This window comes from Providencia sp. PROV182 (assembly GCF_028480325.1).
GTDB classification, from domain to species: Bacteria; Pseudomonadota; Gammaproteobacteria; order Enterobacterales; family Enterobacteriaceae; genus Providencia; species Providencia hangzhouensis.
Window position 1 is genome coordinate 143,985 of the sequence record NZ_JAMPOL010000013.1, and the last position, 18,118, is coordinate 162,102.

Genomic DNA, 18,118 nt, shown 5'->3' on the forward strand with positions numbered 1-18,118 from the left:
TAATATCTGAATATAGCCGCTAATATTAATTAGCTTTTTTAGAAAATCATATTAAGAGCGGGTTTAATATTATTAATTAAATAACATTATTTTTTTTCATTTCCATAATTTGTTCATCACTATAACCAAGCTCTTTTAATACTTCGCTATTATGTTCCCCAAGCAATGGAGCACTTTTAATTTCAGGGATAAACGCTGAAAATTTCATTGGGCAACCCACCGTTAAATATGAGCCTCGTTTTGGTTGTTGAACTTCGACAATCGAACCACTACGACGCAAAGAAGGGTCATCCATAATTTCTTTCATACTTAATACTGCAGAACATGGCACATCAAACTGATCAAAATAATCAGTTAGTGCATGTTTATCTTTGTCTTTAGCGATTTCTTCAATTGCATCCCATACATCTTGGATATGACTTGCACGTGCCTGTGTAGTGGCAAAAGCAGGATCGGTTTTCCATTCTGGGCGCCCAATAGCATCACAGGTATTTTCCCAATTATGGTCTTGATTAATAAAATAAATATAGGCATTTGGGTCAACATCGCTGCCTTTACATTTGAGCATCGTTCCCGGCTGGCCACCACCACTCGCATTCCCGCCACGAGGAACCGCATCACCAAATGTGCCATTTGGGTATTGAGGGTATTCCTCTAAGAAACCGAGTTTTTCTAAACGTTGTTGGTCACGTAATTTCACACGACATAAATTAAGCACCGCATCTTGCATTGACATGGTAACGCGTTGCCCTTTACCTGTTTTTTCACGGTGTAATAATGCCGTCAGTATGCCTATCAATAAATGCATACCCGTATTACTATCCCCCAATGCCGCAGCACTTACGGTCGGAGGGCCATCAGGAAAACCCGTCGTTGATGCTGAACCACCAGCAGATTGAGCAACATTTTCATAGGCTTTCACATTCGCATAGGGCGAATTTTCATTAAACCCTTTGATTGAGCCAAAAATTAATCGAGGATTGAGTTCTTGGATGTGCTCCCACGTAAACCCCATATGGTCGATAGCCCCCGGATGAAAATTTTCAACTAATACATCAGATTGACGTATTAGTTTCTCCATCACGGCTTTTCCCTCTGGCGTTTTGGTGTTGAGCTCTAAAGAGCGTTTGTTACTGTTTAACATCGTAAAATACAGCGCATCCACATCAGGGATATCTCGCAATTGATTACGTGTCACATCCCCAACGCCTGGGCGTTCAATTTTGATCACATCAGCACCGAACCAAGCAAGCATTTGTGTACATGACGGGCCTGACTGAACCCCAGTAAAATCAAGAACGCGTATCCCATCAAGCGGTTTTGAAGAAGTCATAATTCACCTTTTTACAAAACTGCCATGGCGTCATTTCTCACGCCATGGCAACTCATTTTGCCCTATTGACTCTTTCTATGAAACGAGTCGAGAGATGTAGATCCACGCTGGAGCTGCGATGATAAAACCAAGTACACTCACCGCCAGCGACGCAGTTCCTGTCCGGGTATACAGGTTAAAGCGACTTGCAATAATTATTCCAGAGAACGCAGGTGGCAATGCCCCAGCTAATACCATCATTTGCAGTTGCTCTGTTCCCATATTAAACATCATACCCGCCAGTAGCATTAACCCTGGCATTAAAACTAGCTTTAATAACGTGTTATAAACAATCTCACCATCGAACTCGAACTTATTAGCGGCTAATGTCAGACCGGCAGCAAATACCGCAACACCGGAGTTTGCTTTCGCAATTAAATCAAATGTTGGGTCCCAAACGGTAGGAATTTTCACACCAACCAATACCAGTGCGGTCGCAAGTACCGGAGCCCATACGACGGGTTCTTTAAAGGCGGATATTAATGCATCCATACCGCCACCACCCTTTTTCCCTTCCGCATCAGATGGGTTCAGTAGGAATAGGCCAATAGGGATTGTAATGGCATTAACGATGATGGAAATAATAGCGACAACTAACCCAGTTGAAACAGTTTCACCATAAATAGGGTCTAGAACCGCAAACCCTAAGAAACCAATTGTCGGTGAACCTGCAATTAATGCACATACCGCAGCTTCGCCACGACTATGTTTAAAAATATATTTACAGCTAAAGAAAGAGAAAAAGAAACAAACGAGCAAGACCACAAATGAAATAATAGTCAATTTAGCGTCTGCAAATATCATTTCTCGATTAGCGCGTGCGATAGAAACAAATAATGCAGCAGGTAATGCGTAATTTAATACCAACTTATTAAATGCTTTCGCTTGGTCACTGGTAAACACATTTCGTTTACCACTCACATAACCTAATACCATAATAATAATGATAGGTAATAGGTCGCTCATAAAAATCTTATACATAAAATCAGCCATAAGACCCACCTATTTTTGGCAATAAGACCCCGTACGCCACTCATTAAAAATGAGCCGCGTAGGGTTATCTTTGTTAGTTAACGTTATGCTGCGTTAATTTTTTACGACAGACTTCGGATTTAAATTACCAATATGGCCACTTTCCGTTCCAACTGCAGGGTCAATAACAACATTTATCAAAGTTGGATGACCCGATGCTAAACCGGCCCTCAAGGCTTCTTGTACCTCAGCAGGTGTTGTTGCTTGGTAGCCGATGCCACCAAAAGCCTCAATCATTTTGTCATAACGCGCTCCGCCCATTAAAACGGTAGGAGAAGGATCTTGATCACCATGGAGGTTTACTCCATCACCACGGTAAATCCCACCATTATTGAAAATCAAAATAGTGACAGGCAATTTGTAGCGACAAATCGTTTCGATTTCCATACCACTAAAGCCAAAAGCACTATCGCCTTCAATCGCCACAACAGGCTTACCACTTGTTACAGCGGCTCCCACTGCATAACCCATTCCGACCCCCATAACGCCCCAGGTTCCACAATCTAAGCGTTTACGTGGTTGGTACATATCAATAATATTTCGCCCATTATCAAGCGTGTTAGCGCCTTCATTGACGACATAAACATCTTGGTGATCGACCAGCACATCACGGATTGCACGTAATGCGTTGAAGTAATTCATCGGGGAAGTGTCAGTGTTTAACTTAACTGCCATTTTCTCGACATTGATTTTCTTGTGCTCATCAATACTGACAATCCATTCTGTTGGTGATTTAACAGGGGTTGATTTAAGTCCTGCCAATAATGACTCAATACTGGAGTAAATATCACCAACAACTGGGGCCGCTATTGGGCGGTTACTATCAATTTCGGAAGGTTCAATATCTAACTGAATAAATTGCGTTTCTGGTGACCAATGCTTACCTTTACCATGGTCAAGTAACCAGTTAAGACGTGCTCCCATTAATACCACAACATCTGCACTGGATAAGGCATATGAGCGAGCTGATGCGGCTGATAGGGGATGTGTATCTGGCAGCAGCCCCTTAGCCATTGACATCGGTAAATAAGGGATACCGGTTGTTTCAATAAATTGACGAATATTGTCATCCGCTTGGGCATAAGCTGCACCTTTACCCAAAATAATTAATGGTCGCTTAGCCGAGGCGAGCAACTTAAGGGCTTTATTCACTGAATCTGGTGATGGAATTTGTCTTGGTGCAGGGTCTTCAACTGTAAAAATGGTTTTATCCGCTGCGTCCTTGTCCATCACGGCAGACAACACTTCCGTTGTTAAATCAAGATAAACCCCACCAGGACGACCTGATACCGAAGCTCGGATTGCCCGGGCTAGTGCGATACCAAGATCCTCAGGTTTATTCACACGATAAGACGCTTTTACAAAGGGTTTTGCCGTGTTCATTTGGTCTAACTCTTCGTAATCACCCTGCTGCAAATCAATTATCGCTCTGTCGCTTGAGCCACTGATTTGAATCATTGGAAAACCATTGGTCGTTGCATTAGCAAGAGCAACCATACCATTCAAGAAACCCGGCGCCGAAACCGTTAAACAGATACCCGGTTTTTGGGTAATAAAACCACTGATTGCAGCTGCGTTACCCGCAGATTGCTCATGGCGGAAACCAATATAGCGAATACCTTCAGCTTGCGCATGCCTTGCCATGTCAGTCACTGGAATTCCAACAACACCGTAGATTGTATCAATGCCATTTTTTTTAAGTGCATCGACAATAATATGCATACCATCAGTCAGGTTTTGGGTTTGATCAGCAGACATGTCTACCTCATAAATAACTGATTAAAAGATTAAATGGAGTGATTTCTCACCCCAATATTTAAAATTAGATCGCTTTGTTCGCTCGCATAGTCGCAATTTCATCTGCGCTATAACCTAACTCAGTTAGGACTTGCTCTGTATGCTCACCCAACAATGGTGCGCTTTTGATATCGGGTGTAAATGAGGAGAATTTCATCGGGCAACCCACCGTCAAGTAAGTCCCTCGTTTTGGCTGCTCAACTTCAACAATACTTCCGCTCTTACGCAGAGATTGGTCTCGTGCTATTTCACGCATACTGAGTACAGGAGCACAAGGTACACCGTATTTACTTAAGTACTCGACCGCTTCATGTTTATCTTTATCCGCTAAGAATTTTTCAATTTCAGCAAAAATATCAAAGATATGAGGTTGACGAGCCTTTGGTGTATTGTAAGCGGGGTCAGTTGCCCATTCAGGCTTACCAATAGCGATACAGGTTTGCTCCCAGTCCTGCTCTTGGATAGTAAAATAAATATAAGCATTTGGGTCAGTTTCCCAGCCTTTACATTTTAAGATCCAGCCAGGCTGGCCACCACCGCCAGCATTACCGCCACGAGGAACTGCATCACCAAATGTGCCATTTGGGTATTGTGGATATTCTTCAAGGTAGCCAATTTTCTCTAAACGTTGCTGGTCACGAAGTTTGACACGGCACAAGTTGAGTACGGCATCTTGCATCGACATAGTCACTCGCTGGCCTTTTCCTGTTTTCTCGCGATGTAATAACGCTGCGAGTAAGCCAATGAGCAAGTGCATACCTGTATTACTATCACCTAATGCTGCGGCGCTCACTAATGGCGGGCCGTCCCAAAACCCTGTGGTTGATGCGGCACCACCTGCGGCTTGGGCAACGTTTTCATAAGCTTTAACATCTGCATAAGGAGAGTCTTCATCAAAACCTTTGATGGAACCGAAAATCAAACGAGGATTTAATTCTTGAATGTGCTCCCAAGTGAAACCCATATGGTCAATTGCACCTGGATGGAAGTTCTCAACGAGGACGTCGGCTTGCTTAATCAGCCGCTCCATAACCTCTTTACCTTCTGGAGTTTTTGTATTTAATTCCACTGATCGCTTATTACTATTAAGCATCGTGAAATACAGCGCATCCACATCAGGTATATCCCTTAATTGGTTACGCGTGACATCTCCAACTCCAGGGCGCTCAATCTTAATAACATCTGCGCCGAACCACGCTAACATTTGAGTACAAGATGGTCCTGATTGTACACCGGTGAAATCCAGTACTTTAATACCTTGTAAAGGAAGATCCATGTGGTACCTCTTTATTTAGCTATCGTAAATGGAATGAATTAGGGTTCTATTATTTAGCTGTGTTAAAAAGATATTTGAATATATGACTATTTTTATATTTATTAATAATTACATTACTATTTTTATTAAATAATATCACCAATGTCCAGCAATTAATTCTTTTAATATATATGCATTATAACATTCTTAAAAAAAACAAATATCAGAACATTAGTTTACTTTTAAATTAAAATAAAAAACAAAGTCTCGAATTAATCAGCAGTGACCATTTAAGATAGACCTTTATTGATCTAATATCAATATTCAATAGCTATTCACAAAAAAACAACAATCACAAAAATAGTTTATTATCAATAAATTAAAGGGTTGATGTCTTTTTTTTACATAACATAAAAACGAATAAATGTTTATTTGTTTATTATTGGTTTAAAAAAATTGTAAATCATACGCGAAATAAGAGCATCTTTATTTGATGTGTATTTTTTTATTAATCTTATTTTGATTAACTATAATGATAATAAATCGCAAACAGGTCATCAAATAAATATATCTAATTTTATTTCTTTCAAATAAATTGAATATTTATATTTTTTAGATATAAAAAACCCACAAATAACATTAGTCATTTGTGGGTTTGATAACAACAATAATAAAACTTAGTTTTTCTCTTGTTGCTGTTTTTGCTGTTTTTCTTTTTCCAAAAGCTGGCGGTACCACAATGGATGGTGTTTTCTAGCCCAACCACGAGTCACCCAACCTTCAACCATCGCACGTACTGAACCTTTCACCCAAATCGCTGCATAAGCGTGAACCACAATCATGATGATCAACGCAATCGCAGAGAGTGAGTGAATAAGAATCGCTGCACGATAAACAGGGATTGGGAAGTAATCTGCAAAATAAGGGCGCCACATAATCACTCCCGTGACCACCAGCGCTAATAAGCAGATAGTGACAACCCAATACACCCCTTTCTGACCGAGGTTATATTGGCCGACATCGCCCGCCTCTTCGTTTTTCAGTACTTTGCCGATATTTTTTGCCCACTTGATATCTTCTTTATTAATGAAGTTATGGTGGAAATAGCGGAAGAACATAAATACGAACAGCAAGAACATCGCCGTACCCACAAATGGATGCAAAATTCGCGACAGTTGTGGTGTGCCTAAAATATTCATAAACCAGTTTAGTGAAGGGAAAAAGAACCCTAACCCACTGATTGCCGTGAACAAAAAGCAAATCACAACCGCCCAGTGATTGATCCTTTCAATCGGCTTGTGGCGGATAATTTTGTCGTTATCATCTGGCATCATTTCTGATCCTCCCCTTCTTTTGATTTCGAAGTGTCAGATGACATTGCATTATGCAAATCTTCTAAAGCCTCTTCTTCATCTTTTTTGGAGACGCGGTTTGGACCAATACCCACATAGTGGAAGATGGCCGCCGCAAATGTTGCAGCAAAACCAACCGCTGCTAACGGTTTCCAGATACCTTTCCAGAAAGTCACTGTTGGGCTGATTGTCGGGTTTTCTGGTAATCCGTGATACAACTGAGGTTTATCTGCATGGTGCAGAACGTACATCACGTGCGTACCACCAACGCCCTCTGGGTCATATAAACCTGCATTCGCATAACCACGGGTTTTCAGCTCTTCAACACGCTCACCAGCCATGTTAATCATGTCTTCTTTGCTACCGAAGTGGATAGCACCCGTTGGACATGTTTTCACACATGCAGGTTCTTGACCGACTTCAACACGGTCAACGCACAGCGTACATTTGTATGCACGGTTATCTTCTGGGTTAATACGTGGTACATCAAACGGGCAACCCGCAATACAATAACCACAACCAATACAGTGTTCCGATTGGAAGTCAACGATACCGTTTTTGTACTGTACTATCGCGCCTTCCGAAGGGCACGCCTTCAGACAGCCCGGGTCAGCACAGTGCATACAACCATCTTTACGGATCAGCCATTCAAATTTATCGTTCTCTTCCACTTCAGAGAAGCGCATTACCGTCCATGACTTAGCGGTTAAATCTGTTGGGTTATCATATACACCAACGTTAGTCCCGATCTTGTCACGGATATCGTTCCATTCGGAACAGGCGACCTGACAAGCTTTACAGCCGATACAGGTCGTCACATCGATAAGCTTTGCAACTTCTTCCTTATAATCCCGCACCTGAGGTGCGGGAGTCAGGGAATTGGTGGCAGAGCGACGAATAATGTCCTGAGATTGCATTGACATAATTTATCTCCTTACACCTTTTCCACATTGACAAGGAACGATTTAAATTCCGGTGTCTGAGTATTCGCATCACCGACAAACGGCGTTAACGTGTTCGCGATAAAGCCTTTCACAGCCAAACCTTCAAAGCCCCAGTGAATAGGAATACCGATTGTATCGATATCTTTACCTGCCACTTTCAGCGTATGAATACGTTTGGTGACCACGGCTTTCGCTTTGATATAACCCCGTTTAGAGCTGACTTTCACCGTATCGCCTTGTTTAATACCTTTTTCATTCGCCAGACGCTCACCAATTTCAATGAACTGCTGTGGCTGAATGATGGCATTTAGCAAAGCATGTTTTGTCCAATAGTGGAAATGTTCAGTCAAGCGATAAGTGGTTCCCACATAAGGGAATTCTGTCGCTTTACCCATTTGGGCCCAGTCGTCTTTAAACACACGAGCCGCAGGGTTTGACACAACTTTCGGGTGCAGTGGATTGGTATCCAATGGCGTTTCAATTGGTTCATAGTGCTCTGGGAATGGGCCTTCGGCCATTTTATCCAGTGCGAATAGACGCCCCATACCTTCCGGTTGCATGATAAACGGACCAACACCACTTCCCGGCGCGGCATTGCTATAGTCAGGAATATCCATTCCTATCCATTTGCTACCATTCCACTCGAGGATTTGGCGTTTTGGATCCCATGGTTTACCCATTGGGTCTGCTGATGCACGGTTATAAATCACACGGCGGTTCAGAGGCCACGCCCATGCCCAACCTAATGTATTCCCCAGACCTGTTGGGTCAGAGTTATCACGGTTAGCCATTTGGTTGCCTTTTGGCGTCCAGCTACCTGTAAATATCCAGCAGCCACTCGCGGTGGTACCGTCATCACGTAACTGTGCAAACGAGCTCAGCAACTCACCTTTTTTCGCAATAACGTTGCCATCAGCATCTTTCAAGTCAACTAAAGCATAGCCATTGTTTTCTTGAGCAACTTCTTCTGGTGTTGGGTTATCGCGGTCGAAGTAATTCCAAGTCATACTTAGAACTTGTTCAGGTACCGCACCGCCTTCAGAGGCATACAGTTGGCGTAAACGGTGGAAAATACCAGACAGGATTTCACCATCACTGATAGCTTCACCTGGGGCATCCGCACCTTTCCAGTGCCACTGTAACCAACGTGCCGAGTTCACAATCGAACCATTTTCTTCAGCAAAACAGCAAGATGGCAGACGGAATACGGTAGTTTGAATTTCTGCCGGGTTCACATCATTCATTTCGCCGTGGTTTTGCCAGAAATTCGACGTTTCGGTGTTCAGCGGGTCAACGGTGATTAAATATTTCAGCTTAGAAAGTGATTTAATGACTTTATTTTTATTCGGGAATGAGGCTACTGGGTTAAAGCCTTGGCAGATATAGCCATTCACTTCCCCTTTATCCATCATTTCGAAATAACGCAGTACATCGTAGCCTTGATCCCATTTCGGTAATAAATCAAAGCCCCAATTATTTTCTTTCTGCGCTTTATCGCCATAGAACGTCTTCATCAAACTAACAAAGAATTTCGGGTAGTTACCCCAATAGTTTACCTGGCCTTCAACCGTCGCTTTTGGCGTGTTTGCAGCTAAGTAACTTTCTAATGTCGTTTGTTTTTCTGATGGTAAGGTCAAATAACCCGGCAAGCTTTGTGACAATAAGCCTAAGTCAGTCAAGCCTTGGATATTGGAGTGTCCACGCAGGGCATTTACACCACCGCCTAACATCCCCATATTACCCAGCAGTAATTGGATCATCGCCATGGTACGGATATTTTGCGCACCCACAGTATGTTGAGTCCAACCTAATGCGTATAAGAACGAGGCTGTTTTATCTTTAGCACTGGTTTCAGCCAAATACTCACAAACTTGTAGGAAGTCTTTAATTGGCGTCCCACAGATGTTATTCACCACTTCAGGTGTATAACGGCTGACGTGCTCTTTTAATAGGTTTAACACACAGCGTGGATGTTTCAGAGTCGGATCACGCAGCGCAAGGCCGTTTTCATCCATCTCATAGTTCCACGTGGTTTTGTCATATTGACGTTTTTCTTCGTCATAACCTGTGAACAAACCATCATCAAAACCATAATCTTCACGGATAACTAAACTGGCGTTGGTATACGCTTCCACGTATTCACGCTGAATTTTTTCATTATCCAGTAAGTATTTGATAACACCTGATAAGAACGCGATATCTGTACCAGAACGGATAGGCGTGTAAAAATCCGCCACTGCCGCAGTACGGGTAAAGCGTGGGTCAATCACAATTAATTTGGCTTTATTATGGATTTTAGCTTCCATCGCCCAGCGGAAACCGACTGGATGCGCTTCTGCCGCATTACCACCCATAACGACAACTAGGTTTGCATTTTTAATGTCAACCCAGTGGTTGGTCATCGCACCGCGACCAAATGTTGGAGCAAGACTTGCTACCGTTGGTCCGTGTCAGACACGCGCTTGGTTATCGACGGCAAGCATGCCGAGAGCGCGGGTAAATTTTTGTGTTACAAATCCACTTTCGTTACTACCCGCCGATGCGCACAGCATACCAGTGGTCAGCCAACGGTTAACGGTGACACCCTCTTTATTTTTCTCAATAAAGTTCGCATCACGGTCTTCTTTCATTAACTTAGCGATACGGTCAAACGCGTCGTTCCACGTGATACGTTTCCACTCATTGGTACCCGGCTCACGCACTTCTGGGTATTTCAAGCGGCTTTCACTGTGGATGAAATCGATAAGTCCAGCACCTTTCGGACAAAGTGCACCACGGTTTACCGGATGATCCGGGTCCCCTTCAATATGGAAAATGCTCTCTTTTGCATTTTTCGCGCCATCACCGAGGCTGTACATTAACAGCCCACAGCCGACAGAACAGTAGGTACAGGTATTTCTGGTTTCCTTCGCACGCAGTAATTTATACTGGCGCGTTGACGCTAACGCGGTAGCGGGTGCAAAACCCAAAGCCGCTGCAGTCGTACCTGCCATACCGCCAGCGCAGATCTTAAAGAACTGCCTTCTGCTGACTTGCATGGGGATCTCCTCATTTACATTGCTCATGTTTACCTAACGTCAATCGCGATAATCAGGTAAACTGTTCTTATTCAACGTCTTCCTTACGTATCCAGGTTCATTGCCTGGCAAATGGTGTAAATTCTTTTTACCCATAATTAATATTATGTATCATTAATGCTAGGAATTCATCTAATGTATGAAACAAATACTACAAATGACTCCAAATTAATCAAAATGATTGGCTTAAACCAAACAACCGTGCAACAAAAAGGCAACCTTAATTTACCCGTTAATGATTATGTTGCGGAGGAATATCCTGTTGCTTTAGTCTTCAATGGCATATCTCACGTAGTGATGATGGCGACGCCAAAAGATTTGGCGGATTTTGCTATCGGGTTCTCCCTTTCGGAAGGAATAATACAGTCAGGTGATGAAATTCGTGGAATTGATATCGTTGAAGGCTGCAACCGCGGAATTGAAGTACAAGTTGAATTATCTAGCCGCCGGTTTATGGAGTTAAAAGAACGTCGTCGTAATCTAGCGGGGCGTACGGGCTGTGGTATTTGTGGAACAGAACAACTTGAAGAAATTTTCAAACTGATCGCCCCGCTACCTTTCACCCAAACCTTTTCTCTCTCGCACCTTGATAATGCATTACATGAATTGAAAAAAGTGCAAGAGATTGGTGCGCTGACAGGTTGTACCCATGCGGCCGCATGGATTTCACCAGAAGGGCAATTAGTCGGTGGATGCGAAGATGTCGGTCGCCATGTTGCACTCGATAAACTTTTGGGTATGAAACATCGCAACCAATGGCAACAAGGTGCAGTACTGGTTTCCAGCCGTGCCAGCTATGAAATGGTGCAAAAGGCAGCCAGTTGTGGCGCTGAAATTTTATTTGCCGTTTCTGCTGCCACCGCGCTTGCTATTGAGGTAGCAGAGAAAGCCAACTTAACGTTAGTTGGATTTTGTCGTCAGGGGAAAGCGACAGTGTTTACGCATGGGAGTCGAATTAAAGATTAAAGGGGCATAATTAGTCCCAGCCTTTATTTAATCTCGCTGCTTTGTGATGTAATCCGGATAGAATTGAGTCTGCGATATGCTCAGGGAAATCTGTGGGTAATTGTTCTCTCACTTTCTTAATAACACTTTCCATTTGCTCACCAAATTCAATTAAGATTTTTTCCATCTCAGCACGATCAAATCCAACGGCTTTGGCCGTTGAAAAAAAATGTCTTGGGAAAATTTGCTCTATATTGTATTTCATCCCCCTTGTTCCCTTCAGCCCCATAGCCAATTTGGCATCTCTAGGGTTAATTCCCCTCCCCCCATAACTAGGATACATGGACAAAATATCGTAAAAAGGTGTTAACTGATAACGGCCTTCAGGTTCAATAAATAATGAAAAATTTTTAGCATGGCCATCCGTCGCTGCAAGTAACCAAAACAAAACCTGGCTCTTCATAAACTGATATCTATCTTTCTCCGCATTTATTGAACCTAATAAGTAATTCATAATTTCAGAAATACCCGGTCCACCATGATTTTGATATTTTCTTGCCGGTGAAATATTCAATGTTTGACAAAAATCTTCTTGTGGTAAACGCATAATCCACGAGGAATCAGAAGAATATTTACGGTCAAAACGTTCAACCGCTAACGCCTTTATTTCACCTACATTTAAAATAAAGCTACGAGGCACATCTAGGCCAAACTCTTTTGCTATCAATAAACATAAATACTCATTTTCTACACTATCCGACATATCTATCGAATAAGAATGGCTTTCTATTTTACCAATGGGAAGTTTAATAATATGGGTAGTTGGAGTCGCATTCTGAGGTAAGCACCAATGCCCATCTAAATAGAGTAATGCGGTTTTCTCTTGAGCGCCCGCAAGTGAGATCCTAAAGTCATCTTCATCTTCAATCATGCCTAAAGGAGCATTCGCTTTATACCCTGTTAATATTTTTTCTAGTTGCTTATTAGATAAGGGTTTATATTCAATTTTTCTGATATTACTGACTCTTTGCCCATCTAGAATGAGTTGTAAAGCCCCCACACTATCCTGACCAATCTTAGATAATAAATCGAAAGGTTGATTTGAATCCGCTTGATAACGACTAACAATTCGATTTCGTATCTCAATATTGTCCGGTAGGAGATTATCAAAAAAATTATAAACTTCGTCTCCTCGATATTCTTGGTGCCTAAGTGGCATTGATAAAGAAATAGGTCGAGCACCTGATGTTTCCAACCAGTGACTATTATATGTAAATTGGTGAGCACCAGTACTTGAACGAATCAAATCCCCAACCAAGTAACCATTCATGTATACATGCAAAGTCGCCATCACCACTCCTCCTTCCATCCGGAGTCTGAATTTGATGAGCCACTTTCATTTCGCGGTTTAATATCGAGTTCTAAATTGAGGGCAGATAAAATCTTAAAAAAGGTTTCTAATTTGGTAGAGTCAGGAGAGAGTTCAAAGCTAGAAACAGTATCTTGCCGAATACCTACTTTACTAGCGACTTTGCTTTGAGATAACTTTTTCGTCTCTCTGACATCCTTCATATAAGCACTAAGTTGTCGGGTATTCGTCACTTTCATTTTAAAACCTACCTTATTTTTCACCCTAACAATATTTACACGCTATAACCGGTAAACATTATATTACACGCTATAGCCGGTAATATCAAGATTACACGCTATAGGAGGTAAACCATAAATTACACGCTACAGCGTGTGAAAAATATATTAATAAGTATGGCCCACAAAACAGCCAGTGCCATACCTTAGCAAGGTAAAGCTTATATATTACTTGGTTGCTAGAACTTAATAGAGAATTAAGACAGGAAAAATGGAGGGGAGTACCGATAAAGCAAACCTACACGTAATACCGTGTAGGTTATAGACGATAGATGATACCGTATCACTTCCCAATACAAAAACTTGAGAAAATACGGCCTAATAAATCATCAGAAGTAAATTCACCAGTGATTTCGCTAAGTTCCTGCTGAGCTAAACGTAATTCCTCCGCCAGTAACTCACCGGAGCGAGCATTCACTAACTGGTCATAGCCCTGTTCAAGGTGAACGGCTGCTGCATTCAGTGCTTGTAAATGACGACTACGAGCAAGGAAACCACCTTCTGTATTACTGTTAAAGCCAATGGCTTCTTTTAGGTGATCGCGCAACAAATCAATGCCTTTTTCTTCGCGTGCGGACAAACGAATTAACGGATAACGAGTATTATCAATAAACTCAACCGGTTCGCCTGTCATATCTGCTTTATTACGAATGACGGTGACCGGAAGTTCATCAGGTAAACGCGCCATAAATTCAGGCCAAATCTCTTGCGGCTCTGTAGCATTGGTTGTGGTGCTATCTACCATAAACAGCACATGGTCCGCTTGTTCGATTTCTTTCCAAGCACGCTCAATACCAATTCGTTCCACTTCATCACTGGCTTCACGTAAGCCTGCGGTATCAATGATATGCAATGGCATACCATCAATATGAATATGTTCACGTAACACATCACGCGTCGTTCCCGCAATATCCGTCACAATCGCAGCTTCACGGCCCGCCAATGCATTTAGCAAGCTCGATTTTCCTGCATTTGGGCGCCCAGCAATAACCACCTTCATGCCTTCACGCAATAAACTGCCTTGGCGTGCTTGGGAGCGAACTTGTTCTAAATCTGCCACGACTTCGTTGAGTTTAGCTTCAATTTTACCGTCAGACAGGAAATCAATTTCTTCATCTGGGAAATCGATAGCGGCTTCCACATAGATGCGCAAGTGAGTGAGTGCTTCCACCAATTGGTGAATATGGGAAGAAAAAGCCCCTTGTAACGAATTCATCGCTGAACGTGCCGCTTGCTCTGAACTCGCATCAATCAAGTCAGCAATCGCCTCAGCTTGCGCTAAATCGAGCTTATCATTTAAAAATGCACGTTCAGAAAACTCACCTGGATTCGCAATACGAATGCCATCAATCGTTAATATTCTTCTTAACAATAAATCAAGAATAACAGGGCCACCGTGTCCTTGTAGCTCAAGGACATCTTCTCCCGTAAATGAATTTGGCCCAGGGAAGTAAAGCGCAATACCTTGGTCAAGAACAGAGCCTTCCTCATCACGAAATGGCAGGTAGTCCGCATAACGTGGTTTAGGGAGTTTTCCTAGCACGATTTCAGCAACTTGTGCCGCTTTCGGGCCAGATACACGTAAAATACCGACACCACCACGACCGGGAGGTGTTGCCTGTGCGACGATAGTATCGTTGATTTGCATGATGTTTCTCTGTCATTCCTATAAAAAATTAAGGCGGTCATTAAATGGCCGCCTTAATATTATATCGATAGCTGAGCAGAAGGCTCACCTAAAATTCAATTTATTTCTTTTCTTTCTTATCGCGACTATGCAGACCACGTTTTTCCAGACCACGGTAAATCACTTGTTGCTGGATGATGGTTACTAAGTTACTCACGATATAATACAGAACCAGACCTGATGGGAACCACAGGAAGAAGATAGTGAACACGACTGGCATGTACGTCATAATCTTCTGCTGCATTGGATCAGTCACAGCGGTCGGTGACATTTTCTGAATCACAAACATTGTCACACCCATCAATACAGGCAGGATGTAGTACGGGTCTTGTGCAGACAAGTCTTGAATCCAACCAAAGAACGGTGCGTGGCGCAGTTCAACAGAACCCATCAACATATAGTAAAGTGCAAGGAAGATAGGCATTTGAATCAGCAGAGGTAAACAGCCACCCAGTGGGTTTACTTTTTCTGCTTTATACATCGCCATCATTTCTTGGCTCATACGTTGTTTGTCATCACCAATACGCTCACGCATTGCAGCCAGTTTTGGTTGCAGTAAACGCATTTTCGCCATCGAGGTGTACTGTGCTTTAGTCAGCGGGTACATAATACCACGAACGATAAAGGTAATAACGATGATGGCAATACCCCAGTTACCCACAAAACCGTGAATGAATTTCAGCAGTTTAAACAGTGGCTGAGAGATAAACCATAACCAACCATAATCAACGGTTAAGTCTAAATGTGGTGCAACTGCGGCCATTTCAGACTGAATTTCAGGACCAACCCATAATGTTGATGAATAAGTACCTGCACCATTAGCTGCGATAGTCATTGGTTCACTCTTATAACCAATGATGGCAGACTTTTTATCTAGGTCGATGGTATAGAAAGTGCTCTTTTCTGCACTTGCAGGGATCCACGCCGTTGCAAAATATTGTTGCAACATTGCCACCCAGCCACCTTTAGTGGTCAAGTCGAGGTTTTTATCTTCGATGTCACCAAAGCTATATTTTTTATAGTTGTTTTCATCAGAAGAATACGCCGCACCACGATAAGTATGCAGAGCAAAGTTACTGCTACCGGTATCACGCTCTTTTGGTAACTCGATAGTTTGTTTTAACTGACCGAAGAAAGCGAGGCTCAGTGGTTGAGCTGTTGGGTTTTGAATACTGTATTCAACTTCAACAGTATATTGGCCACGTTTTACAATGTACGTTTTCTGATACACAACACCGTTGTTATCAGTAAATGTCATTGGTACGCGCAAGACGTCTTGGCCTTTCTCTAATGTGAAAGTTGTAGAATCTGCGCTATACAGCGGACGTTCGCCATTATTATTTGCTGGGTTGTCTGGGCCATGAAGACCAATCAAACCACTTTGTGCCTGGTAGACAAAACCTGGGTTAGTTTCCAGTAAACGGAAAGGGCTTTCCGAATGAAGGGTCGCAGGATAGGCTAACAGGTCAGCCTCATCGATATCACCACCACGAGTATTGATGCGAATATCCAGTACATCAGTCTTGACTGTGATGAGCTTACCTTGCCCACTGCCAGTTACGGCTTGAGCATCACTGCTTGGCATATCCGCTTGTTGCGAAGTTTGAACAGTTTTAACGTCCTGAGCAACTTTATCGCTCTCCCAGGCCTGCCAAACTAAGAACGACACGAACAACAAAGCGATGAGTAGAAGATTGCGTTGCGAATCCATCGTTATAATTCTCTATTATCATCAGTTTTTCTAGGTGGGACAGGATCATCTCCACCAGCGTGTAAAGGGTGGCATTTTAATACGCGTTTCGCCGTTAACCAACTCCCTTTTAGCATACCAAACCTGCGCAATGCCTCAATTCCGTAATTTGAACAAGTAGGATTGAAGCGACAACGAGGCCCTAACAACGGGCTAATTGCCAGTTGGTAGCCTCTAATCAGCATGATCAGGATTTTTGAGCCAAGCGACGGTGACGACGCCATAACTTATCCAATGCTTCCGTGATCTGTTGATTGTCCAGATTAGCGACCCCTTTCCTTACCAATACCACAAAATCCATTGAAGGCAACTCATGTTGATGCAGACGAAAATATTCACGCGCTAACCGTTTAATACGATTTCGCTCATGAGCTCGTTTAACATTTTTTTTGGCGATGGTAAGACCGATGCGGGGATGCCCCAGCTCGTTTAGGCGACCAAGGATTGTTATCTCTGGGGAACTCGCCCTCTGCGGCTGCTTAAAGACATTATCGAAATGCCTGGGAGTTAACAAACGTAACTCCCGGGTAAAAGCGAGCGTAACCACTTGAATAGAGGGCTAGCTTTATTACTTAGATGAAACGGTCAGACGAGCGCGGCCTTTAGCACGACGGCGAGCCAGAACCTGACGACCATTTTTAGTGGCCATACGAGCACGGAAACCGTGTGAACGGTTGCGCTTCAGTACGGACGGTTGAAAAGTGCGTTTCATAACGATTTCTACCTAACTTTTAAATTTATTACTGATTCAGTAAACGCGTTGGCAACCAGTGGAAACTGATTTACACCTGTGCCTCTATCGCAACAATATAGAAAGAGGCAGGATTGTAATAAAACATAGGGGGTCACGTCAATGAAATGACGCAATCAAACCACTTTTATTTATAGCCTGGCTGACCGGTTTGCCGACATATGTTGTGACAGCCGACGAATGATTACATCCGCATACTGGCTGAAAACCTGCTTTTGCCCCCGCCCTGCCTAACATTAACGTTAAAATAGAGCGATATAGCCCAACAAGTTTACCTCAGTTTCGTGTAAAAATCACATCAGTACTGTACACAGGGAGGAAGATTATACGGACTCCGCCCCAAAGCGCAAGGATCTTCAAGAGATCTAAAAATATTTTTTGATCATACAGAATATTTACCGTAAATCGTCTAAAGTTATCCCCAGCATGTGGAAAAATGACAGCAAATTAAGATAACCCGGTCTATTTCTTCTTTATAACGGATGCCTTATCACATTTACCTGTGGATA

Annotated in this window: 15 protein-coding genes; 1 reads left to right on the top strand and 14 read right to left on the bottom strand. The window is 42.7% G+C overall.

The window, feature by feature from the left end; genetic code table 11:
• Positions 1-76 precede the first annotated feature (76 nt).
• The 7 genes from frc (PR834_RS12365) to fdnG form a co-directional block, all read right to left on the bottom strand.
• Positions 77-1,333: a formyl-CoA transferase gene (gene frc / locus PR834_RS12365; RefSeq protein WP_110592769.1), complete on the bottom strand. Its 1,257-nt coding sequence runs from the start codon at positions 1,331-1,333 to the stop codon at positions 77-79.
• Between the two features lie 75 nt (positions 1,334-1,408).
• Positions 1,409-2,353: a transporter YfdV gene (gene yfdV / locus PR834_RS12370; protein WP_004906833.1), complete on the bottom strand. Its 945-nt coding sequence runs from the start codon at positions 2,351-2,353 to the stop codon at positions 1,409-1,411.
• A gap of 105 nt (positions 2,354-2,458) precedes the next feature.
• Positions 2,459-4,162 (bottom strand): oxalyl-CoA decarboxylase, encoded by a 1,704-nt coding sequence (gene oxc, locus PR834_RS12375; protein ID WP_094961976.1) that lies wholly within the window; start codon positions 4,160-4,162, stop codon positions 2,459-2,461.
• Between the two features lie 64 nt (positions 4,163-4,226).
• Positions 4,227-5,477 carry a formyl-CoA transferase gene (gene frc / locus PR834_RS12380; RefSeq protein ID WP_004906213.1) on the bottom strand — a complete coding sequence of 417 codons (1,251 nt, stop codon included), beginning with the start codon at positions 5,475-5,477 and terminating at the stop codon, positions 4,227-4,229.
• Between the two features lie 656 nt (positions 5,478-6,133).
• Entirely contained in the window at positions 6,134-6,790 is a 657-nt protein-coding gene (fdoI, locus tag PR834_RS12385; RefSeq protein ID WP_094961977.1) for a formate dehydrogenase cytochrome b556 subunit, read from the bottom strand.
• A complete protein-coding gene (fdxH, locus tag PR834_RS12390) occupies positions 6,787-7,731 on the bottom strand; it encodes a formate dehydrogenase subunit beta (RefSeq protein WP_004906826.1) in 945 nt (314 codons plus the stop codon). The genes fdoI and fdxH overlap by 4 nt, the downstream gene beginning before the upstream one ends.
• Positions 7,732-7,742: 11 nt before the next feature.
• Positions 7,743-10,790: a formate dehydrogenase-N subunit alpha gene (gene fdnG / locus PR834_RS12395; RefSeq protein ID WP_094961978.1), complete on the bottom strand. Its 3,048-nt coding sequence runs from the start codon at positions 10,788-10,790 to the stop codon at positions 7,743-7,745.
• Positions 10,791-10,964: 174 nt separating this feature from the next.
• Here fdnG and fdhD point away from each other — a divergent pair, with 174 nt between their 5' ends.
• A complete protein-coding gene (fdhD, locus tag PR834_RS12400; protein ID WP_272536683.1) occupies positions 10,965-11,795 on the top strand; it encodes a formate dehydrogenase accessory sulfurtransferase FdhD in 831 nt (276 codons plus the stop codon).
• 10 nt (positions 11,796-11,805) lie between these two features.
• Here fdhD and PR834_RS12405 read toward each other — a convergent pair whose 3' ends face one another.
• The 7 genes from PR834_RS12405 to rpmH all read right to left on the bottom strand — a co-directional run bounded on the left by PR834_RS12405 (position 11,806) and on the right by rpmH (position 17,570).
• A complete protein-coding gene (locus PR834_RS12405; protein WP_094961980.1) occupies positions 11,806-13,125 on the bottom strand; it encodes a type II toxin-antitoxin system HipA family toxin in 1,320 nt (439 codons plus the stop codon).
• Positions 13,125-13,382 (bottom strand): helix-turn-helix domain-containing protein, encoded by a 258-nt coding sequence (locus tag PR834_RS12410; protein WP_036959176.1) that lies wholly within the window; start codon positions 13,380-13,382, stop codon positions 13,125-13,127. The genes PR834_RS12405 and PR834_RS12410 overlap by 1 nt, the downstream gene beginning before the upstream one ends.
• 322 nt (positions 13,383-13,704) lie before the next feature.
• The gene (mnmE, locus tag PR834_RS12415; protein ID WP_004906223.1) at positions 13,705-15,069 is read right to left on the bottom strand and encodes a tRNA uridine-5-carboxymethylaminomethyl(34) synthesis GTPase MnmE; all 1,365 of its coding nucleotides are present in this window, start codon (positions 15,067-15,069) and stop codon (positions 13,705-13,707) included.
• Between the two features lie 100 nt (positions 15,070-15,169).
• The gene (gene yidC / locus PR834_RS12420) at positions 15,170-16,819 is read right to left on the bottom strand and encodes a membrane protein insertase YidC (RefSeq protein WP_004906225.1); all 1,650 of its coding nucleotides are present in this window, start codon (positions 16,817-16,819) and stop codon (positions 15,170-15,172) included.
• A gap of 2 nt (positions 16,820-16,821) precedes the next feature.
• Positions 16,822-17,082: a membrane protein insertion efficiency factor YidD gene (gene yidD / locus PR834_RS12425; RefSeq protein WP_036959180.1), complete on the bottom strand. Its 261-nt coding sequence runs from the start codon at positions 17,080-17,082 to the stop codon at positions 16,822-16,824.
• Complete coding sequence (rnpA, locus tag PR834_RS12430) at positions 17,046-17,405, bottom strand: ribonuclease P protein component (protein WP_004906229.1); 360 nt, start codon at positions 17,403-17,405, stop codon at positions 17,046-17,048. The genes yidD and rnpA overlap by 37 nt, the downstream gene beginning before the upstream one ends.
• 21 nt (positions 17,406-17,426) lie before the next feature.
• Entirely contained in the window at positions 17,427-17,570 is a 144-nt protein-coding gene (gene rpmH, locus PR834_RS12435; RefSeq protein ID WP_004906236.1) for a 50S ribosomal protein L34, read from the bottom strand.
• Positions 17,571-18,118 lie beyond the last annotated feature (548 nt).

What these genes read in the sequence shown, in the direction of transcription:
- frc (WP_110592769.1), bottom strand. Translation starts at nt 1,333, where the DNA reads ATGACTTCTTCAAAACCGCTTGATGGGATACGCGTTCTTGATTTTACT.
- yfdV (WP_004906833.1), bottom strand. Translation starts at nt 2,353, where the DNA reads ATGTATAAGATTTTTATGAGCGACCTATTACCTATCATTATTATTATG.
- oxc (WP_094961976.1), bottom strand. Translation starts at nt 4,162, where the DNA reads ATGTCTGCTGATCAAACCCAAAACCTGACTGATGGTATGCATATTATT.
- frc (WP_004906213.1), bottom strand. Translation starts at nt 5,477, where the DNA reads ATGGATCTTCCTTTACAAGGTATTAAAGTACTGGATTTCACCGGTGTA.
- fdoI (WP_094961977.1), bottom strand. Translation starts at nt 6,790, where the DNA reads ATGATGCCAGATGATAACGACAAAATTATCCGCCACAAGCCGATTGAA.
- fdxH (WP_004906826.1), bottom strand. Translation starts at nt 7,731, where the DNA reads ATGTCAATGCAATCTCAGGACATTATTCGTCGCTCTGCCACCAATTCC.
- fdhD (WP_272536683.1), top strand. Translation starts at nt 10,965, where the DNA reads ATGTATGAAACAAATACTACAAATGACTCCAAATTAATCAAAATGATT.
- PR834_RS12405 (WP_094961980.1), bottom strand. Translation starts at nt 13,125, where the DNA reads ATGGCGACTTTGCATGTATACATGAATGGTTACTTGGTTGGGGATTTG.
- PR834_RS12410 (WP_036959176.1), bottom strand. Translation starts at nt 13,382, where the DNA reads ATGAAAGTGACGAATACCCGACAACTTAGTGCTTATATGAAGGATGTC.
- mnmE (WP_004906223.1), bottom strand. Translation starts at nt 15,069, where the DNA reads ATGCAAATCAACGATACTATCGTCGCACAGGCAACACCTCCCGGTCGT.
- yidC (WP_004906225.1), bottom strand. Translation starts at nt 16,819, where the DNA reads ATGGATTCGCAACGCAATCTTCTACTCATCGCTTTGTTGTTCGTGTCG.
- yidD (WP_036959180.1), bottom strand. Translation starts at nt 17,082, where the DNA reads ATGGCGTCGTCACCGTCGCTTGGCTCAAAAATCCTGATCATGCTGATT.
- rpmH (WP_004906236.1), bottom strand. Translation starts at nt 17,570, where the DNA reads ATGAAACGCACTTTTCAACCGTCCGTACTGAAGCGCAACCGTTCACAC.